Source organism: Sphingobium olei (assembly GCF_042678845.1).
Classification (GTDB): Bacteria; Pseudomonadota; Alphaproteobacteria; order Sphingomonadales; family Sphingomonadaceae; genus Sphingobium; species Sphingobium olei.
Window position 1 is genome coordinate 100066 of the sequence record NZ_JBHTLS010000134.1, and the last position, 16735, is coordinate 116800.

23 protein-coding genes are annotated in these 16735 nt (G+C 67.5%); 12 read left to right on the forward strand and 11 right to left on the reverse strand.

Annotated elements, in window-relative coordinates; genetic code table 11:
* Positions 1-19: 19 nt before the first annotated feature.
* Positions 20-685 carry a guanylate kinase gene (gene gmk / locus ACFQ24_RS18390; RefSeq protein WP_380913887.1) on the forward strand — a complete coding sequence of 222 codons (666 nt, stop codon included), beginning with the start codon at positions 20-22 and terminating at the stop codon, positions 683-685.
* 45 nt (positions 686-730) lie between these two features.
* On the opposite strand, the gene ACFQ24_RS18395 is transcribed toward gmk, so the two are convergent.
* Both ACFQ24_RS18395 and lgt read right to left on the reverse strand, forming a co-directional pair.
* Positions 731-1810, reverse strand: coding sequence for a class I SAM-dependent methyltransferase (locus ACFQ24_RS18395; RefSeq protein WP_380913889.1), 1080 nt, complete (start codon positions 1808-1810; stop codon positions 731-733).
* The gene (gene lgt / locus ACFQ24_RS18400) at positions 1800-2666 is read right to left on the reverse strand and encodes a prolipoprotein diacylglyceryl transferase (RefSeq protein ID WP_380913892.1); all 867 of its coding nucleotides are present in this window, start codon (positions 2664-2666) and stop codon (positions 1800-1802) included. Before lgt ends, ACFQ24_RS18395 begins: the two co-directional genes overlap by 11 nt.
* Before the next feature lie 522 nt (positions 2667-3188).
* Between lgt and ACFQ24_RS18405 the strand changes: the two genes are divergently transcribed.
* Complete coding sequence (locus ACFQ24_RS18405) at positions 3189-3581, forward strand: endonuclease domain-containing protein (protein ID WP_380913894.1); 393 nt, start codon at positions 3189-3191, stop codon at positions 3579-3581.
* A 13-nt stretch (positions 3582-3594) separates the two neighbouring features.
* Here the strand turns inward: ACFQ24_RS18405 and ACFQ24_RS18410 are convergent, their stop codons facing one another.
* Positions 3595-4074, reverse strand: a complete 480-nt coding sequence (locus ACFQ24_RS18410) for an SspB family protein (protein WP_380913897.1) — start codon at positions 4072-4074, stop codon at positions 3595-3597.
* Positions 4075-4158: 84 nt separating this feature from the next.
* Between ACFQ24_RS18410 and hisB the strand changes: the two genes are divergently transcribed.
* The 7 genes from hisB (at position 4159) to ACFQ24_RS18445 (ending at position 8216) form a co-directional block, all read left to right on the forward strand.
* Positions 4159-4746, forward strand: coding sequence for an imidazoleglycerol-phosphate dehydratase HisB (hisB, locus tag ACFQ24_RS18415; RefSeq protein ID WP_380913899.1), 588 nt, complete (start codon positions 4159-4161; stop codon positions 4744-4746).
* Positions 4747-4752: 6 nt separating this feature from the next.
* On the forward strand, positions 4753-5049 hold the full coding sequence (locus tag ACFQ24_RS18420; RefSeq protein WP_380913901.1) for a YciI family protein: 297 nt from the start codon (positions 4753-4755) through the stop codon (positions 5047-5049).
* Positions 5046-5663, forward strand: coding sequence for an imidazole glycerol phosphate synthase subunit HisH (gene hisH, locus ACFQ24_RS18425; protein ID WP_380913903.1), 618 nt, complete (start codon positions 5046-5048; stop codon positions 5661-5663). Before ACFQ24_RS18420 ends, hisH begins: the two co-directional genes overlap by 4 nt.
* Positions 5660-6397: a 1-(5-phosphoribosyl)-5-[(5-phosphoribosylamino)methylideneamino]imidazole-4-carboxamide isomerase gene (gene hisA / locus ACFQ24_RS18430; RefSeq protein WP_380913905.1), complete on the forward strand. Its 738-nt coding sequence runs from the start codon at positions 5660-5662 to the stop codon at positions 6395-6397. Before hisH ends, hisA begins: the two co-directional genes overlap by 4 nt.
* 4 nt (positions 6398-6401) lie before the next feature.
* Entirely contained in the window at positions 6402-7166 is a 765-nt protein-coding gene (gene hisF / locus ACFQ24_RS18435) for an imidazole glycerol phosphate synthase subunit HisF (protein ID WP_380913907.1), read from the forward strand.
* 71 nt (positions 7167-7237) lie between these two features.
* A complete protein-coding gene (locus ACFQ24_RS18440) occupies positions 7238-7558 on the forward strand; it encodes a phosphoribosyl-ATP diphosphatase (protein ID WP_380913909.1) in 321 nt (106 codons plus the stop codon).
* Between the two features lie 82 nt (positions 7559-7640).
* Positions 7641-8216 carry a hypothetical protein gene (locus ACFQ24_RS18445; RefSeq protein ID WP_380913911.1) on the forward strand — a complete coding sequence of 192 codons (576 nt, stop codon included), beginning with the start codon at positions 7641-7643 and terminating at the stop codon, positions 8214-8216.
* Here the strand turns inward: ACFQ24_RS18445 and ACFQ24_RS18450 are convergent.
* Positions 8213-9118, reverse strand: a complete 906-nt coding sequence (locus ACFQ24_RS18450) for a histone deacetylase family protein (RefSeq protein ID WP_380913913.1) — start codon at positions 9116-9118, stop codon at positions 8213-8215. The genes ACFQ24_RS18445 and ACFQ24_RS18450 overlap by 4 nt on opposite strands.
* A gap of 72 nt (positions 9119-9190) precedes the next feature.
* On the opposite strand from ACFQ24_RS18450, the gene ACFQ24_RS18455 reads away from it, so the two are divergent.
* The 3 genes from ACFQ24_RS18455 to ACFQ24_RS18465 are packed head-to-tail and all read left to right on the forward strand — an operon-like array spanning position 9191 to position 11681.
* Positions 9191-10636, forward strand: coding sequence for a L,D-transpeptidase family protein (locus tag ACFQ24_RS18455; RefSeq protein ID WP_380913915.1), 1446 nt, complete (start codon positions 9191-9193; stop codon positions 10634-10636).
* A gap of 6 nt (positions 10637-10642) precedes the next feature.
* Positions 10643-10954, forward strand: coding sequence for a hypothetical protein (locus ACFQ24_RS18460; RefSeq protein ID WP_380913917.1), 312 nt, complete (start codon positions 10643-10645; stop codon positions 10952-10954).
* Between the two features lie 52 nt (positions 10955-11006).
* Positions 11007-11681: a murein L,D-transpeptidase catalytic domain family protein gene (locus ACFQ24_RS18465; protein ID WP_380913919.1), complete on the forward strand. Its 675-nt coding sequence runs from the start codon at positions 11007-11009 to the stop codon at positions 11679-11681.
* Positions 11682-11684: 3 nt separating this feature from the next.
* On the opposite strand, the gene ACFQ24_RS18470 is transcribed toward ACFQ24_RS18465, so the two are convergent.
* The 7 genes from ACFQ24_RS18470 to ACFQ24_RS18500 all read right to left on the reverse strand — a co-directional run bounded on the left by ACFQ24_RS18470 (position 11685) and on the right by ACFQ24_RS18500 (position 16695).
* On the reverse strand, positions 11685-12455 hold the full coding sequence (locus ACFQ24_RS18470) for a hypothetical protein (protein ID WP_380914373.1): 771 nt from the start codon (positions 12453-12455) through the stop codon (positions 11685-11687).
* A 102-nt stretch (positions 12456-12557) separates the two neighbouring features.
* Positions 12558-13262: an ATP12 family chaperone protein gene (locus tag ACFQ24_RS18475; RefSeq protein WP_380913921.1), complete on the reverse strand. Its 705-nt coding sequence runs from the start codon at positions 13260-13262 to the stop codon at positions 12558-12560.
* A complete protein-coding gene (locus ACFQ24_RS18480) occupies positions 13259-13510 on the reverse strand; it encodes a hypothetical protein (RefSeq protein ID WP_380913923.1) in 252 nt (83 codons plus the stop codon). Before ACFQ24_RS18480 ends, ACFQ24_RS18475 begins: the two co-directional genes overlap by 4 nt.
* Positions 13507-14166 carry an HAD-IA family hydrolase gene (locus ACFQ24_RS18485; protein ID WP_380913925.1) on the reverse strand — a complete coding sequence of 220 codons (660 nt, stop codon included), beginning with the start codon at positions 14164-14166 and terminating at the stop codon, positions 13507-13509. The genes ACFQ24_RS18480 and ACFQ24_RS18485 overlap by 4 nt, the downstream gene beginning before the upstream one ends.
* Entirely contained in the window at positions 14163-15491 is a 1329-nt protein-coding gene (locus ACFQ24_RS18490) for an RluA family pseudouridine synthase (RefSeq protein WP_380913927.1), read from the reverse strand. The genes ACFQ24_RS18485 and ACFQ24_RS18490 overlap by 4 nt, the downstream gene beginning before the upstream one ends.
* Positions 15488-15874 carry a fluoride efflux transporter CrcB gene (crcB, locus tag ACFQ24_RS18495; RefSeq protein ID WP_380913929.1) on the reverse strand — a complete coding sequence of 129 codons (387 nt, stop codon included), beginning with the start codon at positions 15872-15874 and terminating at the stop codon, positions 15488-15490. Before crcB ends, ACFQ24_RS18490 begins: the two co-directional genes overlap by 4 nt.
* A gap of 80 nt (positions 15875-15954) precedes the next feature.
* Positions 15955-16695: a hypothetical protein gene (locus ACFQ24_RS18500; protein WP_380913931.1), complete on the reverse strand. Its 741-nt coding sequence runs from the start codon at positions 16693-16695 to the stop codon at positions 15955-15957.
* Between the last annotated feature and the right edge of the window lie 40 nt (positions 16696-16735).

Here is a 16735-nt window from a genome sequence, read left to right on the forward strand (position 1 = left end):
TTCGGCGTCACTAGCGGCCATGGCCGACAGCATCCAGAACCAGACCCCCGACTTCAAGCGCCGGGGCCTGCTCTTCGTTCTGTCCTCGCCTTCGGGCGCGGGCAAGTCCACCATCGCGCGCAAGCTGCTCGCCGCCGAGCCGGATCTGTCCATGTCGGTATCCGCCACCACGCGGCCGATGCGGCCGGGCGAGGTGGACGGCAAGGACTATCATTTCGTCGATATCGAAGAATTCCGCCGCATGGCGAACGACCAGGAATTCCTCGAATGGGCCCATGTGTTCGGCCAGCGATACGGTACGCCGCGGGCGCCGGTGGAAGCGATGCTGAAGTCCGGCAAGGATGTGTTGTTCGACATCGACTGGCAGGGCGCGCAGCAGTTGCACCAGATCGCGGGCGGGGATGTCGTGCGCATCTTCATCCTGCCCCCGTCGATGGAGGAACTGGAGCGCCGGCTGCGCGGACGCGCGACCGACAGCAACGAAGTGATCGAGGGCCGCATGGCCCGCGCCGCTGGCGAGATCGCCCATTGGGACGGATATGATTATGTCCTGTGCAATGTGGATGCGGAGGATTGTTTCCAGCGGGTCCAGACCATCCTGCATGCCGAACGGATGAAGCGCAGCCGCCAGACCGGCCTCATCGGCTTCATCCGCAAGCTGAGCCGCTATCATCAGGAAGACTGAGCGCGTCACCGCTGCGATATGCGCGTCCGGTCGCGGATAGGACAGCTATTCGTCGAACCCTGCCGGAACGGCCCAGTCGGGATGGGTCCAGGCCATCGCCTTGAACAGGGTGCCCATCTGGTCTGAATCAGTCAGGCGGCGGCGGGCGGTGTCCACCTCCAGCGCGCGGTCCGGGCTGGCGGCGGCGAGTTGATCGGCGCGGGCATGGATCCCGAGTTGCGCCAGGAAATCGCCCTGCCCGGTTGGACCGTGCACCCGCAGCCCCGCTTGCCGCGCCATATTGCCCAGCATGGTGAAATCGACGTGGGTGGTGAGGTCCACCTCGCCCGGATCGGCGAAGGGATCGGCGAAGGCGTGGTCTTTGACCGCCTGAAGCGTGTCGCCCAGGGCCGGGCCTTCATAGCCATAGTCGATCAGGATCGCGACGCCGCCCTGTTTGGCGATGCGGTTGGCGAGCGCATAGGCGATGCCCGCGCCGACGATGGGGGATTCGATGATCGCGCCGTCCTCCGCCTGCGCAGCAAGCGGCGGAAGGCCCGATTCGATGCGGCGATAGCCGGGGACGGCGAGGAAGCGCCCTTCCGCTTCCCGCGCGACCACGACGCGCTCCCGCCATTCGTCGGCGACGCGGACGCACTGGCGCACCGGCAGCGCGTCGAAAAATTCGTTGGCGACCACCAACAGCGGGCCTTTTTCCGGCAGGCTGTCGATCGTGTCGTGGTGGACGGCGGTGGGAAGCATCGCCCGTTGCCGGTCGCGCAGGACGGGGCTGGTTTCCACCAGATGCGGTTTGGGCACGAGCGCCGCCCGTTCCATCGCGCGCAGCGCATCCGACGCCAGCGTACCGCGCCCCGGCCCCAGTTCGACATAGGCGGGGTCTGGCCGCCGGCCCGAGCGCATCCACACATCCGCAAGCGCGAGGCCGACCAGTTCCCCGAACATCTGGCTGATTTCGGGGGCGGTGGTGAAATCGCCGTCCGCCCCCAGCGGATCGCGGGTGGCGTAATAATGCTGGTTCGCCTCCCCGATATAATGGGCGACGGAGATCGGCCCGCCCGCAGCGATCTGGCGCGCCAGCCGGCGGGCGAGCGGTTCGGCACCTTCCGGGACTGATTCAGCCGACACTGGCGCTGCCGGCGACCGGCTCCACCCGCAGGCGGCGGCGCTTCGCCGTCGCGATGAGGTAGAGGCCGCCGACGATCATCGGGATGCAAAGCCACTGCCCCATGTGCAGGCCGGTGCGCGCGGCGAACTCCATCAGCTGGGCGTCGGCTTCGCGGACATATTCGACAGCGAAGCGGAAGCAGCCATAGCCGAGCAGGAAGAGGCCTACGAGCTTGCCGGGTTCGTAGCGCGCCTTCGTCCGCCAGAAGGCATAGGCGAGGATGAGGAACAGCAGCACGCCTTCCAGCAGCGCTTCGTAGAGCTGGCTGGGATGGCGGGGATAGGGTCCGCCGGTCGGGAAGATGATGGCCCAGGGAACGTCGGTTTCCTTGCCCCAAAGCTCTCCGTTCACGAAGTTGGCGAGCCGGCCGAAAAAGAGGCCGAAAGGCACCACGCAGGCGACATAGTCGTGGATGCGCAGCCAGCTGAGCTTTTCCTTCCACGCCATGTAGAGGATGCCGAGCGAGACGCCGATCGCGCCGCCGTGAAAGGACATGCCGCCATTCCACAGCTTGAAGATGTCGAGCGGGTGGCTGAGGATTTCGGGCTGGTAGAAGATCACATAGGCGAGGCGGCCGCCGATGATGATGCCGAGCGTGGCGTAGAAGATCATGTCGTCGGCATGGCGGCGCGCCATCGGCGATCCGGGCTGCGCCACCAGTTTCAGCAGATACCAGTAGCCGATCAGGATGCCCGCCAGATAGGCGAGGCTGTACCATTTGATGGTGAAGAAGCCGAGGTCGAGGGCCACGGGGTCCAGCCCCAGATCTTCGAAACGAATGGCGCCCGAAGCGGCGGCGGCGAGGTCCAGGATCAAAATCGAGCCCCTTAAAGGATGAGGAGTGCGGCCATAGAGCAAGCGCGTCCGAAGATGAAGGGGCGACGGGCGATTCGGTCGCGTCCCGGCCGGTCCACCGCTTCCTACGAAGTTCATACCGTTACGCCACGCAAAACCGCCGAAAATGCCCGCGACGCGCTCGCGAGGCTTCGCGCAAGCGCCGCCGACGCTTCCGCCACGCGCTCGCGACGCCTCTCGTCCTATCGAGCGTCGCGGTGGATAGGAGTGTCGAGCGAGGGGTGGGCCGCAGGTCATGAGGCGGAGTGGACCAGTGGCGGGGTGGATAGGAAAGGCGCGAGGAAGCGGGATGCCGGGTCGCGTTACCCGATCATCGTCACCCCAGCGGAAGCTGGGGTCTCAGGCGGCGGCGCGCAGTGGCCTGAGATGCCAGCCTGCGCTGGCATGACGGCGGGGGGCGAATTCTTGTCCGTCTCCCCTCCTTTGAGGGAGGGGCCGGGGGTGGGTAGGCGAGCGCAGCAAGCAGCGCTACGCTGCCTATCCATGCGACGCGTTCCCGAACATATGACTGCTAACGCCCGTGCCTTGCGGAACGGCCAGACAGACGCGGAGAGACAAGTATGGCGCCGCATTTCACGCTACCGCCCGCGCTTTACACGACAATTGGTTGTCGGCCCTTATATCGTCGATCTAGCGTGCCGGTCAGCTAAGCTCGCAGTGGAATTCGACGGTTCCCAGCATCTGGATGCCCGAGCCTATGATGACCTGCGGACGGAGTTCCTGATCGAGAATGGTTGGACGGTATTGCGTCTCTGGAACGGCGACGTTTTCGAAAATCCCGACGGGGTGGTGGAAGCCATCTTGCACAAGGCCGCCGAGTGCCTCGGCGGAACCCACCCCCAACCCCTCCCTTCCAGGGAGGGGAGACGAACTTAGCCGGCCGTCCCTTCTATTTCTTCTTGCCGAAGTCCACGGTCACGACGTTGGAGCCGTCTTCGCTCGTCACCTGCGGGGCGTCGTTTTCGGCTTCCTCGTGGGGCTGGGGCGCGTCGTCGTCCGAGTTGACCTGGAACTGGAGCGCGAAGTTGACGGCGGGATCGACGAAGGCGGTGATCGCCGCGAAGGGGATGTAGAGGTGCGCCGCGACCTGGTTGAAGGTCAGGCTCACCTCGAAATGGCGGTCGCTGACCTTCAAGTCCCAGAATTTATTCTGGAGGACGATGGTCATTTCGTCCGGGAAGCGCTCCACCAGATGGCGCGGGATGTCTACGCCGGGCGCCTGCGTCTTGAAGGTGATGTAGAAGTGATGCACGCCGGGCAAGCCGCCGGTTTCCTGCACTTCGCCAAGAACGCGGCCGACGACCGCGCGCAGCGCCTCCTGCACGATCTCGTCATAGGGAATCAGGCTGTCGGGCAGGTCGTCGCTCATGGGCCAATGTCCTAGCGGCGGGAAACGGAGGGTCAACCCCGCCCGCGCGATTGCATGCGTGGCGGGACACGCTATAGGGCGGCCATGCGCACGGCCGAGATTCACCGCAACACCGCGGAAACGCAGATCGACGTCACCGTCAACCTGGACGGCACGGGGCTCTATTCCGTATCGACCGGCATCGGCTTCTTCGACCATATGATCGAGCAGCTGTCGCGCCATTCCCTGATCGACATGGACGTGAAGACGGTGGGCGACCTGCATGTCGACCAGCATCACACGACCGAGGATACGGCGATCGCGATCGGTGAGGCGGTGGCGAAGGCGCTGGGCGACAAGCGCGGCATTTCCCGTTACGGCAGCGTCTATTCCCCGATGGACGAGACGCTGACGCGCGTGGCGCTCGACATTTCGGGCCGGCCCTGGCTGGTGTGCAAGCTGCCCTTCACCGTGCAAAAGATCGGCGAATGGGACGCGGAGATGGTGGAGCATTTCTTCCACAGCTTCGCGCAGGCGGCGGGCATCACGCTGCACATCGAAAATCTTTATGGCGGCAACAACCACCATATCGTCGAAAGCGCGTTCAAGGGCCTGGCCCGGGCGTTCCGGCAGGCGGTGGAGATCGACCCGCGCAAGGCGGACGCGATCCCGTCGACCAAGGGCATATTGTAAGAGGTCATGGCGATGTTCCTGATTTCCATCACCTACACCGCCCCTCTTGAGCAGATCGACGCCCATCGGCCGGCACACCGCGATTGGCTGGATGCGGCGATCGCGGACGGGTGGCTGCTGCTGGCGGGACCGCGCGAGCCGCGCACCGGCGGCGTGCTGCTGGCGCGGGGCACGCGGGCCGAGTTGCAGGAGAAGGCGGCGGGCGACCCCTTCTTCCTCAACGGACTGTCCACGTTCGAGCTGATCGAGTTCATACCGGTCAAAGCCGCTGCGGGCGTGACGCTGGAGAGCCTGCTGGCGTGACCATCGCCCTCATAGACTATGGCGCGGGCAACCTCCATTCGGTGCACAATGCGCTGCGCAAGGCGGGGGCAGACGATGTCGTCATCACCGCCGACGCCGAAACCGTGGCGCGCGCGGACCGCATCGTCCTGCCGGGCGTGGGGGCGTTCCGCGCCTGCCGCGACGCGCTGGTCGGGATCGACGGCATGGTCGAGGCGATGGGCGAGGCGGTCGGCAAGCGCGGCACCCCTTTCCTGGGCGTGTGCGTCGGCATGCAGTTGCTGGCCGATGCGGGCGAGGAGTTCGGGCGGCACGAGGGGCTAGGCTGGATCCCCGGCACGGTGCGGGTGATCGAGCCGGCCGACCCGGAGACCAAGGTTCCGCACATGGGCTGGAACGATGTGACGCTGACGGACGGCGCGCCGGCGCTGCTGGAGGGCGGGGAAGCCTATTTCCTGCACAGCTATCATTTCGACGCAACCGATCCGGCCGATGTCGCGGCGGTCACCGACCATGGCGGGCCGCTGGTCGCGGCGGTGGCGCGCGACACCATCATCGGCTGCCAGTTCCACCCGGAAAAGAGCCAGCGCTACGGCCTTTCCTTCCTGTCCCGTTTTCTGGAGTGGCGTCCGTGAGCCTGATCGTCTTCCCTGCCATCGACCTCAAAGGCGGTCAGGTCGTCCGCCTGGCCGAGGGCGACATGGACCGCGCCACCGTCTATGGCGACGATCCCGCCGCACAGGCTGTCCTCTTCGCGCAAGCAGGCGCGCAGCATCTGCATGTCGTCGACCTGGACGGCAGCTTCGCCGGCCATGCGGTGAACGCGGCGGCGGTCGAGGCGATCGTCGAGGCCTTTCCGGGTCATGTCCAGCTGGGCGGCGGCATCCGCAACCGGGAGGCGGTGGAGCGCTGGTTTGACCTCGGCGTATCGCGCATCGTGATCGGCACGGCGGCGCTCAAGGATCCCGCCTTCGTCAAGGCGGCGGCGCGCGACTTTCCCGGCGGGATCGTGGTGGCGGTGGATGCGCGGGACGGCTTCGTCGCGACGGACGGCTGGGCCGAAAAGAGCGACATGGCGGTGATCGATCTGGCCCGCAGGTTCGAGGATGCGGGCGTCGCCAGCTTGCTCTTCACTGATGTGGGCCGCGACGGGTTGCTCAAGGGGTGTAATATCGACGCGACGGTGGACCTTGCCCGCGCGACCGGCATTCCGGTGATCGCCAGCGGCGGCGTCGCGGGCATCGCCGACATTCGGGTGCTCAGCCTTCATGCCGACGAGGGGATCGAAGGCGTCATCACCGGCCGTGCGCTGTATGACGGGCGACTGGACCTCAAGACCGCGCTGGCGGTGGCGCAGGCGGCGGCGTGACAGCATGACCGTCCGTACCCGCGTCATCCCCTGCCTCGACGTCGCCAACGGGCGCGTGGTGAAGGGCGTCAATTTCGTCGACTTGCGCGACGCCGGCGATCCGGTGGAGCAGGCCAAGCTCTATGACGCGGCGGGGGCGGACGAACTCTGCTTCCTCGACATCACTGCCAGCCATGAGGCGCGCGGGACGATATTGGATGTGGTGCGCAGGACCGCCGAGGTCTGCTTCATGCCGGTGACCGTGGGTGGCGGGGTGCGCAGCGCGGAGGATGCGCGCGCGCTGCTGCTCGCAGGCGCCGACAAGGTCGCGGTGAACAGCGCCGCCGTCGCGCGGCCCGAGATCGTGGCGGACATCGCCGACCGGTTCGGCAGCCAGTGCATCGTCGGATCGGTGGACGCGCGACGCGTCAGCGAGGGCAAGTGGGAAATCTTCACCCATGGCGGGCGCAAGCCGACCGGAATCGATGCGCTGGACCATGCGCTGCGGCTGGCGGAACTGGGCGCGGGCGAGTTGCTCGTCACCTCGATGGATGGAGACGGCACGCGGCGGGGCTATGACCTGGCGCTGACCCGCGCCATCGCCGACGCCGTATCCGTGCCGGTGGTGGCGAGCGGCGGGGTCGGGACGCTCGACCATCTGGTCGAGGGGGTGGTGGAGGGACACGCCAGCGCGGTGCTGGCGGCGTCGATCTTCCATTTCGGCCAGCACAGCATTGCCGAGGCGCATGAGGCGCTGGCGGCGGCGGGCATCGCGGTGCGGCGGCACTGAGCTGGCCGGGACATCGCCTGCCGTACAGAAATGATTTGACGCTTCGCGCGCACGGCGCTTGATGCTGGGCCATGCGCGATACCCTACATCTTCTGGAACAGACGATCCGCGAACGCCGGAGCGCCGATCCGACCGCATCCTATGTGGCGAAGCTGGCGAGCAAGGGCCGGGCCAAGATGGCGCAGAAGCTGGGCGAGGAAGCGGTCGAGACGGTGATCGCCGCGATGGCGGGCGACCGCGACGGCGTGGTGGGCGAAAGCGCGGACCTGTTGTTCCACCTGCTGATGCTGATCGCGGACATGGACGTGCCGCTGGACGCGGTGCTGGATGAGCTGGACCGGCGCGAGGGGGTGTCGGGCATCGCGGAAAAGGCGGCGCGGCCAAAGGACTGACCGGAAAGAAATCCCGGAAAGAAATCATTCCCCCTGCGTTATGGTGTGGTTTCCCGCATCATAGCGACGAAGGGGAGGTTCCATGATTCGCTCCGTGATCGGCGGGCTGCTCGGCGGCCTGGCCCTGTTCATCACCGGCTTTCTCTTCTGGGGCACGCCGCTGTCCGCGCTGGCGATCAGCCGCGCGGACGAACAGTCGAGCGCCAATCTGCAGGCCGCGCTGGCGCAGGCACTGAACGCCACCGGCACCGGCGTCTACACCATCCCCGATCCGTCGAGTGCGCAGGGGACGATCCTGTACGGACGCGGGCCGGTGGCGCAGGTCTTCTACAATAGCGGTGGATTCCCGGTGATGGACGGCGGGTCGCTGATCGGCGGACTGATCCTGTCGCTGCTGGTGGGGCTGCTGATCGGGCTGGCGCTGCGTTTCTGCCTTCCCGACTTCATCAGCCGGGTGCGGGCGGCGATCTTCCTGTCGCTCGCCGCCGTGCTGTGGATCGACATCGGGCAGGCCGTGTTCATGCACGCGCCCTGGGGCTATATCCTCTATCTCGGCTTCAGCGATTTCGTCGGGCTGGCGCTGGCGGGGCTGATCGCTGCGAAGTTGATGGAGACGAAGGCGGCAAGCGCAACCGGCGAGGCGGGCACGCTGCACTAGGCGGCGGCGTCCGCCTCCTGCGCCATGCGGATCATGCAGGCGGCGTGGCGGTGGGCGATGGCCATACGGTCCGCGCCATAGCCGCCGCCCATGGTGCTGGCGAGCGGGATGGCGCGGGCCAGCGCCTGCCGCATCACATAGCGGTCGCGCGCGTCGAGGCCGGCATCGGTGAGCGCCAGCCGCCCCAGCCGGTCGCCGCCATGCGGATCGACCCCCGCCTGATAGAGGATGAGATCCGGCGCGAAATCATCGAGTACGCGCGGCAGCGTGTCGGCGAGGATGGCGAGATAGGCGTCGTCCTGCGTCCCGTCCGAAAGGCCGATGTCGAGCGTCGAGCGCGCCTTGCGCACCGGGAAATTCTTTTCCGCGTGGATCGACAGGGTGAAGATGTCGCTGCGGCCCGCGAGCAGCGAGGCGGTGCCGTCGCCCTGATGCACGTCGAGGTCGAGGATCAGGATGCGCGCGGCGTCCCCTTCCGCGATCAGGCGGTTGGCGGCGATGGCGAGATCGTTGAACACGCAATAGCCTGCGCCCGTGTCGCTGAGCGCGTGATGGCTGCCGCCGGCCGCATTGGCGGCGTAGCGGTGCCGCTGCGCGAGTTTCGCAGCCAGCCAGGTGCCGCCCGGCGACAGCAGGGAACGGCGCATGACCCGCTCCGTCACGGCAAAACCGATGCGGCGCTCCTTTTCCGGCGGCACCGTCATGGTCAGCACCTGATCGACATAGTCGGGATCGTGCACCGCCTCCAGCCATAGCCGCGGCATGGGTTCGGGCTGGTGCAGGGTGAAGAGGGCGGCGCTTTCCTTCAGCGCCTCCATCACCAGCCCATATTTATCGAAACGAAAGCCGCTGCCGGGTGTTGCAGGCGAGACATAGGCGGGGTGGTGAACGACGTGCAGCATGATCTTTTCGGGCTATCGCGATTTGAACGATGGCCGCTTTGCGCTATCTGGTCCAGCATGAACCGCCTTAAGATGACCCAAAGTCCATGGCTGGCGATCGCCGGCCTGATTGCCCTTCCCGTTTTCGCCCCCGCATCCGGGCAGACCCCGCCGCCCGTCGTCGCGCCGACGCTGACTCCGCCCACGGTGCAGCAGTTGCCCCCTGCGCCCCTGCCCGCGCCGATCCCGCCGCTGTCGCCGGCGCAGGAAGCCTGGGCCAATGACTGGCTGAAGAACGGAGCGGCGCAAGGATTGATGGCGCGGCAGAAGGCGAGCGGGGCGTTGAAGGGCGAGGCGCTGGTGACGGCGCTGCTCGACCGGGCGAAGGCGCTCAGCACCGGCCGGGTGGACACGGCCGACTTCCTCAACATCTGGGCGCTGCGCCCGGCCGCCTTCGATCCCCGCCCCGGCCTTGCCAAGGCTGTCGCGGAAAACCGGCTGGCGCAATGGGCGGGCGGCCTGACCCCGCCCTGGGCAGGCTATGAGACGCTGCGCAAGGGGCTCGCCAAATATGAGGCGATCCGCGACAAGGGCGGCTGGCCGACGCTGACCGCGACATCCGCCCCCGATGTCGTGCGCGCGCGCATCGCGCTGGAAGACCCGGCGGTGACGCCCAACGAGAATCTGGTCGACGTGATCCAGCGGGCGCAGCGGCGCTATGGGCTTGAACCGACCGGCCAGCTTGGCGCACGCACGCTGGCGGCGCTCAATGTCGGCGTGGACGAGCGGATCGCCGCGATCATGGCGAATATGGAACGGTGGCGCTGGATGCCGCGCAGCCTGCCCGTCAACCGGGTGCAGGTGAACATCGCCGCCGCCGTGCTGACCGTGTTCGAGGGCGACCAGCCGGTCAGTTCCATGCGCGCCGTCACCGGCAGCCCCGACAATGCGACGCCGATGCTGGCGTCCAGCATCCATTCGATCGTCGTCAATCCGCCGTGGAACGTGCCGATGTCGATCGCCAAGCGCGAGCTTTTCCCCAAAGGGCGCGCGACGCTGATCCGGCAGGGGTACAAGATCATCAAGACGCCCGAAGGCGGCGAGCGGATCGTGCAGCCGGCCGGCCCCTCCAGCGCGCTGGGCCGCTTGAAGTTCGACTTCGACAATCCCTTCGCCGTGTACCTGCACGACACGCCGTCGCGCGGCAAATTCTCGAGCTACGACCGGCTGGCGAGCCATGGCTGCATCCGCCTGGAAAAGCCCGTCGCTCTGGCCGAGAAAATGGTCGCCGCCGATCCCAATCTCAACGGCCAGATCCAGACGCTGATCGACGAGGGCAAGACGCAGCGCGTGTCGCTGCCGCAGCAGGTCGCGGTCTATCTGCTCTACTGGACCGCCTTCGCCAATAATGACGGGGTGGTCAGCTTCCGGTCCGATCCCTATGGCTGGGACAAGCTGCTGGCCTCGAAGATCGAGGCGTCGAGCCGCCGGGTCGATCCGACCGCCGCCCCTTCCCCTGCCCTCGCATCCAAGGACTGAACGCCCATGCGCAAGATCGCCCTTCTGACCCTGGCCGGCGCGCTGGCCCTTTCCGCCTGCGGCAAGAAGGAGGAGGAAGCGCCGGCGACCAACAATCTGGTCGAGCCGCCGGTCGAGAATGTCATCATCGACGAGCCCGAAGCGCCGTTGCCCGAACCGCAGAATAATGCGGCGGCGACTCCGCCCGCGCCGCCGCCGTCCGTGTCCGAACAGCAGCAGATTCAAGATGATGCGGAAGCGACCGGCATGACCGCCCGACTGCCCGAAGGCGGCGAGTCGAGCCAGCCTGCGGACGAATCGAGCACAAAGGGCGAATGAGAGCATCCGCCCCGGTCTTCAATCGGGGCGGCGCTTTTGTTATATTGTGGCCATGGATCGCCGCAATTTCACGAAGTTCGCTTTAAGCGGACTCGCTTTTTCGTTTCTGTCGGACAGCATGGGACGGGCCGCGCTACCGACCGTGCCTCAACCCGCCAGCCCGGCTCCGGTTCCGGCCGTGCCCGCCACGCCCAAATCGGTGGCCGCAAAGCCCTATGCGCCGCTGCTGGAGCGGGCCAAGGCGGCGCTGGACAACCATGCCCATCATTTCGAGCTGCGCGACCGGGTGGCGATCGTCGATTTCGACGCGCCGTCGAAGGACATGCGGATGCATATCGTCGACCTGATCGGCGGGCAGACCAGTTCCTACCTGGTGTCGCACGGTCGCGGGTCGGACCCCGCCCATTCGGGCTGGCTCCACAGTTTTTCCAACGAACCCAATTCTCTGGCGAGCAGCCAGGGCGCGTTCAAGACGGGCGACATGTATTTCGGCCAGCATGGGCGCTCCATGCGGCTGATCGGGCTGGACCCGCAGAACAACAATGCGGAAGCGCGCGCCATCGTGATCCACGGCGCGGACTATGTGAGCGAGGACCATGTCGCCGCATGGGGCAAGTGCGGGCGCAGCGAGGGCTGCTTCGCGGTCGCGCCGCACATCGTGCCGCAGGTACTGGGCATGATGGGGCCGGGGCGGATGCTCTACGCCGACAAGCTGGGCATGGCCTGAGGCTTAGCCGTTCGCCGCGACCATGGCTTCCACAGTCGGCCGGTTGGCGGCGTCGATGGTGCCGTCCGCGATCATCGCCTTGCCCATGGTCAGCGCTTCTTCCAGCATCCCTTCCTCGGTCGAGGTCTGACCCGCGCCGATCAGCGCGGAGAGCAGGAGGTTGCGGCTGATAGTGTCCTGCGGCGCTTCCTCCACGGACTTGCGCGCGAGTTTCAGCGCTTCGGCATAATAGGGGTCAGCGCCGCCCCGGTCCTGGATCGCGAGCTTGCCGTTGCCCACCTGCACCAGCGTGCCGGCCAGGATGTTGCGGACGGTGGCGTCTTCGGGCTTCGCCTCCACCACCGTGCGCCAATGGGGCAGCGATTCCTCGTAGAGCGGCGCGACCTTGTCCATCTGCCCCAGCGCGGCATAGGCGGACGCGGCGGAATAGAGCGCGTTGGCGAGGAAGCCGGCATTGTCGATCGACGCCGGATCGGCCTCGACCGCGGTACGGATGGCCGGAAGCGCGGCGTCATATTTCGCGACCGCGCCCTGATTGTCGCCCGCCTTCTGCGCTTCCTGCCCGGCGTTGAAGGCATCGACCGCTTTGTTGAAGGCGGCGATTTCCGCCTTTGTGAGTTCGCGGGCGGCGGGCGCGGTTTCGGGGGCCGGCGCTTCGGCGGGGGCCGGCGCTTCGGGCGGGGCCTGTGGCGGTTCGATATCGGCAATCTGGGCGTGGGCCGGAACCGCTGCGGTCAGGGCCAGCAGCGCGGGCAGAACGGCCTTGGTCAGCAACTGGGCCAACGTCGCATCTCCTCGTGAAAGACGAAAAAGAAGGGGGCGAATCCTGCGCCCTCTTCTTCGCCCGCGATAATGCACGAACCTGCGGGCTTGTTCCTAATCGTTTCGGATGCGGCTCATCGTGCAGAAGGCTCCGGCGACGGCGAAGTCGGCGCGGCGGCGCTCGCTGCGGCCGGCGGCTTCGGCATCCTCGCCCCATTGTTCCACTTGCCAGGCCTCATCGATCTCCGCCGCCTGCCAGACCGCGTCGAGGTCATGGCCGCCCTCGACCACGGCGAGGCCGCAGACCAGCGAGCCGCTGAGCGTCACCAGCGTCGAGAGGCCGGTGAGGGCGAAGGGATCGAGCGCCGCCACCGCTGCGCCCAGCCGCGCCAGCGTCTCATCGGGCTGCGGCACGGGGATGATGCCCCGCGTCACGGCGAAGGCGACATCGTAGCGCGCCCGCGCCCAGTCGAGCAGCGGATCCCAGGCCGCCGCCTGCCGCGCGACCAGCGCTTCGGGGCCGTCGGCGCGGTAGCAGAGCAGGTCCGATTGCGCATAGCGGGCGACGCCGGCGGCGAAGTCCGCATGGTTGGTCGCGACATGATCGATCGCGGCATTGGCAAGGCCGGTCATCGGCATGGAGGCGGGGTTCACGTCCTCCCCCTGCGCGCGCCATTCGTCCGCCACCGCTTCGGCAAGACGCTGCGTCGGCAGCGTCAGGAGCGCGCGGGCGGGGGTGCGGATCGGGCGGCCGTCCAGCGCGATCGACCAGCCATCCTCGCCCAAGACGACGGCGGCATCCTTGTAGAAGCGCTTCATTGCGGCGGCCTCTTGCGGAACAGCGCGAGCAGCAGGCGCGGCACCAGGACGAACTGGAACAGGCCGGTCAGCACCATGATCGTGCCGAACGCCTTGGCCTTCGTCCCCTGCACCCAGGAAAAACGCTGCATGATCGCGAGGAAGCCGAACATCACGATGAATGCGCCCGACAGGCGGAAGAGCGAGATGGCGAAGTGGCGCTGGCGCGCGACCTTGTCGGGATCGGACGGCGGAATCGGAGCAATCATGGCGCGCCGATATGGGCGCGAAGCTGCGCGCTGTCCATGGCGACGGCCTGCGCCCCGGAAGCGAGCAGCCTGTCCGGGCGGTGATAGCCCCAGCCGACGCCGATGGCGCGCACCCCGGCCGCCATCCCCATGTCCATGTCGAAGCTGGTGTCGCCGATCATGACGGTGGTTTCAGGCGCCGCGCCCGTTTCCGCCATCGCGGTCAGCAGCATGGAGGGGTGCGGCTTGGACGGGTGGCGATCGGCGGTCTGGAGCGTCAGGAAACGGTCGATGACGCCATGATGGGAAAGGCAGAGATCCAGGCCCCGGTCCGACTTGCCGGTGGCGACGCCCAGCAGCCAGCCCGCCGCGTCCAGTTCCACGATCAGGTCGGCGATGCCGGGATAGAGCGGCTCCTGCACGCCCTCGTCGCGGCGGAGCGCCTGAAAGGCAAGCTTGTAGCGGTCCGCCAGATGATGGTGGAAGTCGCTTTCCGCTTCGGGCAGCAGTTGCGCCATCGCGTTGGGCAAGGACAGTCCGACGACGGACAGGATCGCCAGCCGCTCGGGCGGAGTCAGCTTCACATCCTCAAAGGCGCGAGCCATGGCGGCGCAGATGCTGTGCTGGCTGTCGACCAGCGTGCCGTCGCAATCGAAGACGACGAGAGGATTGCTCATCCCTTGCGCGCACCGCCCCTGGCGCGCCGTTCGCCCTTGCGGCCCTTGCGGATCTGCTTGGCGTGCTGGCGGGCGGCCTTCTTCTCATCCTCGCGCGTGGGGGTCCGATCGATCTCGTCATCGAGCGGCAGGTCGCCGAGATTGAGGTCGAAGCCGAGTTCGGCAAGGCTGTTGGCGAAATGGGCGGGCAGCTGCGCCGTCACATCGACGCGGCCGCCATCGGGATGATCGACCCGGATGCGGCGGGCGTGGAGGTGCATCTTGCGGCTGATCGTGCCGGACAGGAACGCCTCCTTGCCGCCATATTTGCCGTCGCCCACGATGGGATGGCCGATCGCCGCCATATGGACGCGCAGCTGGTGCGTGCGCCCGGTATAGGGTTGCAGTTCCACCCAGGCGGCGCGGTTGCCCGCACGTTCGATCACGCGATAGCGCGACCGGGCAGGCAGCCCTTCCTCCTGATCGACATGCATCTTTTCCCCGCCGGTGCCGGGCTGCTTGGCAATCGGCAGTTCGATCATGCCGTCTTCGATGCTGGGCACGCCCATGACCAGCGCCCAATAGACCTTCCGCGCGGTGCGGCTGGAGAAGGTCTTGGCGAAATGGGCGGCGGCGCGGCTGGTGCGAGCGAGCAGCAGCGCGCCGGACGTATCCTTGTCCAGCCGGTGAACCAGCTTGGGGCGGCCTTCGAGATCGTAGAGCAGCGCGTCGAGCAGCTTGTCGACATGGGCGTCGGTCTTCGTCCCGCCCTGCGTGGCGAGGCCGGGCGGCTTGTTGATGACGATGGCCTGCCCGTCGCGGTGGATCACCATGTCCTGCGCATAGGCGATCTCGTCCGGCGTCAGATCGACGACGCGGACGCGCCTGGGCTTGTCGGCCCCTTCCGGCTTCTGCTCGGCGGGCGGGACTCGGATCAGCTGTCCTTCGGCGATGCGGTCGCCCGGCGCGGCGCGCGCGCCATCGACCCTCAGCTGGCCGGTACGCGACCAGCGCGACACGAGGTTGAAGCCGACATCGGGCAGATGCCGCTGGAACCAGCGGTCGAGGCGGATGCCGTCATCGTCCGCCCCGACGCGGAACTGGCGGACATCGAGCGAGACGCCCTTGGCGGGACTGGACTTGGCGGGCGCGGCGGCCTTGGCCGGAGCGGGCTTTGCGGCAGACTTGGTCGCGGCGGGCGCTCTGGGCTTGAAGGCGGGCTTGCCGTCCCTGCGCGGCGCCCCTTCCTTGCGCGGAGCCTCCTTGCGCGGACCGGACGGCTTGCGGGGGCCGGAGGGCTTTGCGCCGCGCGGGCCGGCGCTCTTGCCGGGTGGACGGCCCTTCATGCGAGCGCGCTCCGCATGAGCGCGAGGCCGAGCGCCACGCCGCCGACCGCACCGATCACCGACGCGGCGACATAGGCGAGTGCGAGCGTGGATTGGCCGCGCTGGAGCATCAGCATGGTTTCCAGGCTGAAGGCGGAAAAGGTGGTGAAACCGCCAAGCACGCCGACGCCCAGCAGCAGGCGCATCGGCTCGCCCGCGCCCTGCCCCCCGCGCGCCAGCCAGCCGGCAAGCAGGCCCATGGCGAAGCCGCCGACCAGATTGGCGGCGAAAGTGCCCCAGGGCCACGCCGCGCCCGGCGCGATGCCGCCGACGAAGCGCCCGAGCTGATAGCGCAGGGCCGCGCCCACCGCGCCCCCGCCCATCACGAGAAACATATTGGTCATGGGCCAGCCCCTATCGCGAATCCGCCGATGGGGAAAGGCCGCATTCCCGCCGCCTTCTCGCAGCAGGCCGGCGGCCCGGTCTAGCGGCCCTTGTCGGCGATGATGTCGACGCTGGTCCGGCCGCCGGGTGCGTCGGTCAGCAGGATGAAATAGGCCGCGCCGTCGGCGGCGCGATTGCCGCCCAGTACATGGTCGCCGCCCATCAGCTTATGCTCGCCATCATAGCCCGCGCGACGGGCCAGCGTGTAATAATAGTCCATGACGCCCTGCTTCGGCGCGGCGGTGACGAAGCTGGCCGCGCGGAGGGTGCAGCCGTCCTTGTCGGCACCGGCCGCTTCGGTCAGTTGCGCGCCGGGATAGAGGGTGAAGGCTTCGGGCAGGCGCTGCGCCCATTCCGGGCCATAGACGAGCTTCTTGGCGCAGCCCGCATTGCCGCTGCCGCGCGCCACGGCGCCCAGCGTGACGGTGGAGTCGAGCGCCGCGCCGGCCGTGGCGGCAGGCGCGGTCAGCAGCTTGCCGCCCGCGCGGCGCACCGCGTCCGCCTGCGCCTTTGCCGCATCGGCCGGAAGCACCGGCAGCGCGCCGTCCGCTGGTCGGGGCGTGGAGCGCACCGCGTTGCGGTTGGACTGGCCCACAAGCTGCGGATCGACGACGATCGGATCGCCCAGCGCCCCTTTCACCGCCGGATCGACGGCATTGTTGGTGAGCTGCGCATCAAGTGTGGCAAGATTGGCTTCCTTGTCGCCCTTGCCACAGGCCGCCAGCGCGAAAGCCAGCGACAAGGTGCCGATGGTGACGGCGACAGACGAGATAGAGGCCATTCTTCACTCCTTCGTAAAGGATCGATGAAGAGAGAAAGTT

What these genes read in the sequence shown, in the direction of transcription:
- gmk (WP_380913887.1), top strand. Translation starts at nt 20, where the DNA reads ATGGCCGACAGCATCCAGAACCAGACCCCCGACTTCAAGCGCCGGGGC.
- ACFQ24_RS18480 (WP_380913923.1), bottom strand. Translation starts at nt 13,510, where the DNA reads ATGATTGCTCCGATTCCGCCGTCCGATCCCGACAAGGTCGCGCGCCAG.
- ACFQ24_RS18460 (WP_380913917.1), top strand. Translation starts at nt 10,643, where the DNA reads ATGCGCAAGATCGCCCTTCTGACCCTGGCCGGCGCGCTGGCCCTTTCC.
- hisB (WP_380913899.1), top strand. Translation starts at nt 4,159, where the DNA reads ATGCGCACGGCCGAGATTCACCGCAACACCGCGGAAACGCAGATCGAC.
- ACFQ24_RS18465 (WP_380913919.1), top strand. Translation starts at nt 11,007, where the DNA reads ATGGATCGCCGCAATTTCACGAAGTTCGCTTTAAGCGGACTCGCTTTT.
- ACFQ24_RS18410 (WP_380913897.1), bottom strand. Translation starts at nt 4,074, where the DNA reads ATGAGCGACGACCTGCCCGACAGCCTGATTCCCTATGACGAGATCGTG.
- hisF (WP_380913907.1), top strand. Translation starts at nt 6,402, where the DNA reads ATGACCGTCCGTACCCGCGTCATCCCCTGCCTCGACGTCGCCAACGGG.
- ACFQ24_RS18450 (WP_380913913.1), bottom strand. Translation starts at nt 9,118, where the DNA reads ATGCTGCACGTCGTTCACCACCCCGCCTATGTCTCGCCTGCAACACCC.
- ACFQ24_RS18455 (WP_380913915.1), top strand. Translation starts at nt 9,191, where the DNA reads ATGACCCAAAGTCCATGGCTGGCGATCGCCGGCCTGATTGCCCTTCCC.
- ACFQ24_RS18500 (WP_380913931.1), bottom strand. Translation starts at nt 16,695, where the DNA reads ATGGCCTCTATCTCGTCTGTCGCCGTCACCATCGGCACCTTGTCGCTG.
- ACFQ24_RS18475 (WP_380913921.1), bottom strand. Translation starts at nt 13,262, where the DNA reads ATGAAGCGCTTCTACAAGGATGCCGCCGTCGTCTTGGGCGAGGATGGC.
- ACFQ24_RS18445 (WP_380913911.1), top strand. Translation starts at nt 7,641, where the DNA reads ATGATTCGCTCCGTGATCGGCGGGCTGCTCGGCGGCCTGGCCCTGTTC.
- ACFQ24_RS18490 (WP_380913927.1), bottom strand. Translation starts at nt 15,491, where the DNA reads ATGAAGGGCCGTCCACCCGGCAAGAGCGCCGGCCCGCGCGGCGCAAAG.
- ACFQ24_RS18405 (WP_380913894.1), top strand. Translation starts at nt 3,189, where the DNA reads ATGCGACGCGTTCCCGAACATATGACTGCTAACGCCCGTGCCTTGCGG.
- crcB (WP_380913929.1), bottom strand. Translation starts at nt 15,874, where the DNA reads ATGACCAATATGTTTCTCGTGATGGGCGGGGGCGCGGTGGGCGCGGCC.
- ACFQ24_RS18485 (WP_380913925.1), bottom strand. Translation starts at nt 14,166, where the DNA reads ATGAGCAATCCTCTCGTCGTCTTCGATTGCGACGGCACGCTGGTCGAC.
- ACFQ24_RS18440 (WP_380913909.1), top strand. Translation starts at nt 7,238, where the DNA reads ATGCGCGATACCCTACATCTTCTGGAACAGACGATCCGCGAACGCCGG.
- ACFQ24_RS18420 (WP_380913901.1), top strand. Translation starts at nt 4,753, where the DNA reads ATGGCGATGTTCCTGATTTCCATCACCTACACCGCCCCTCTTGAGCAG.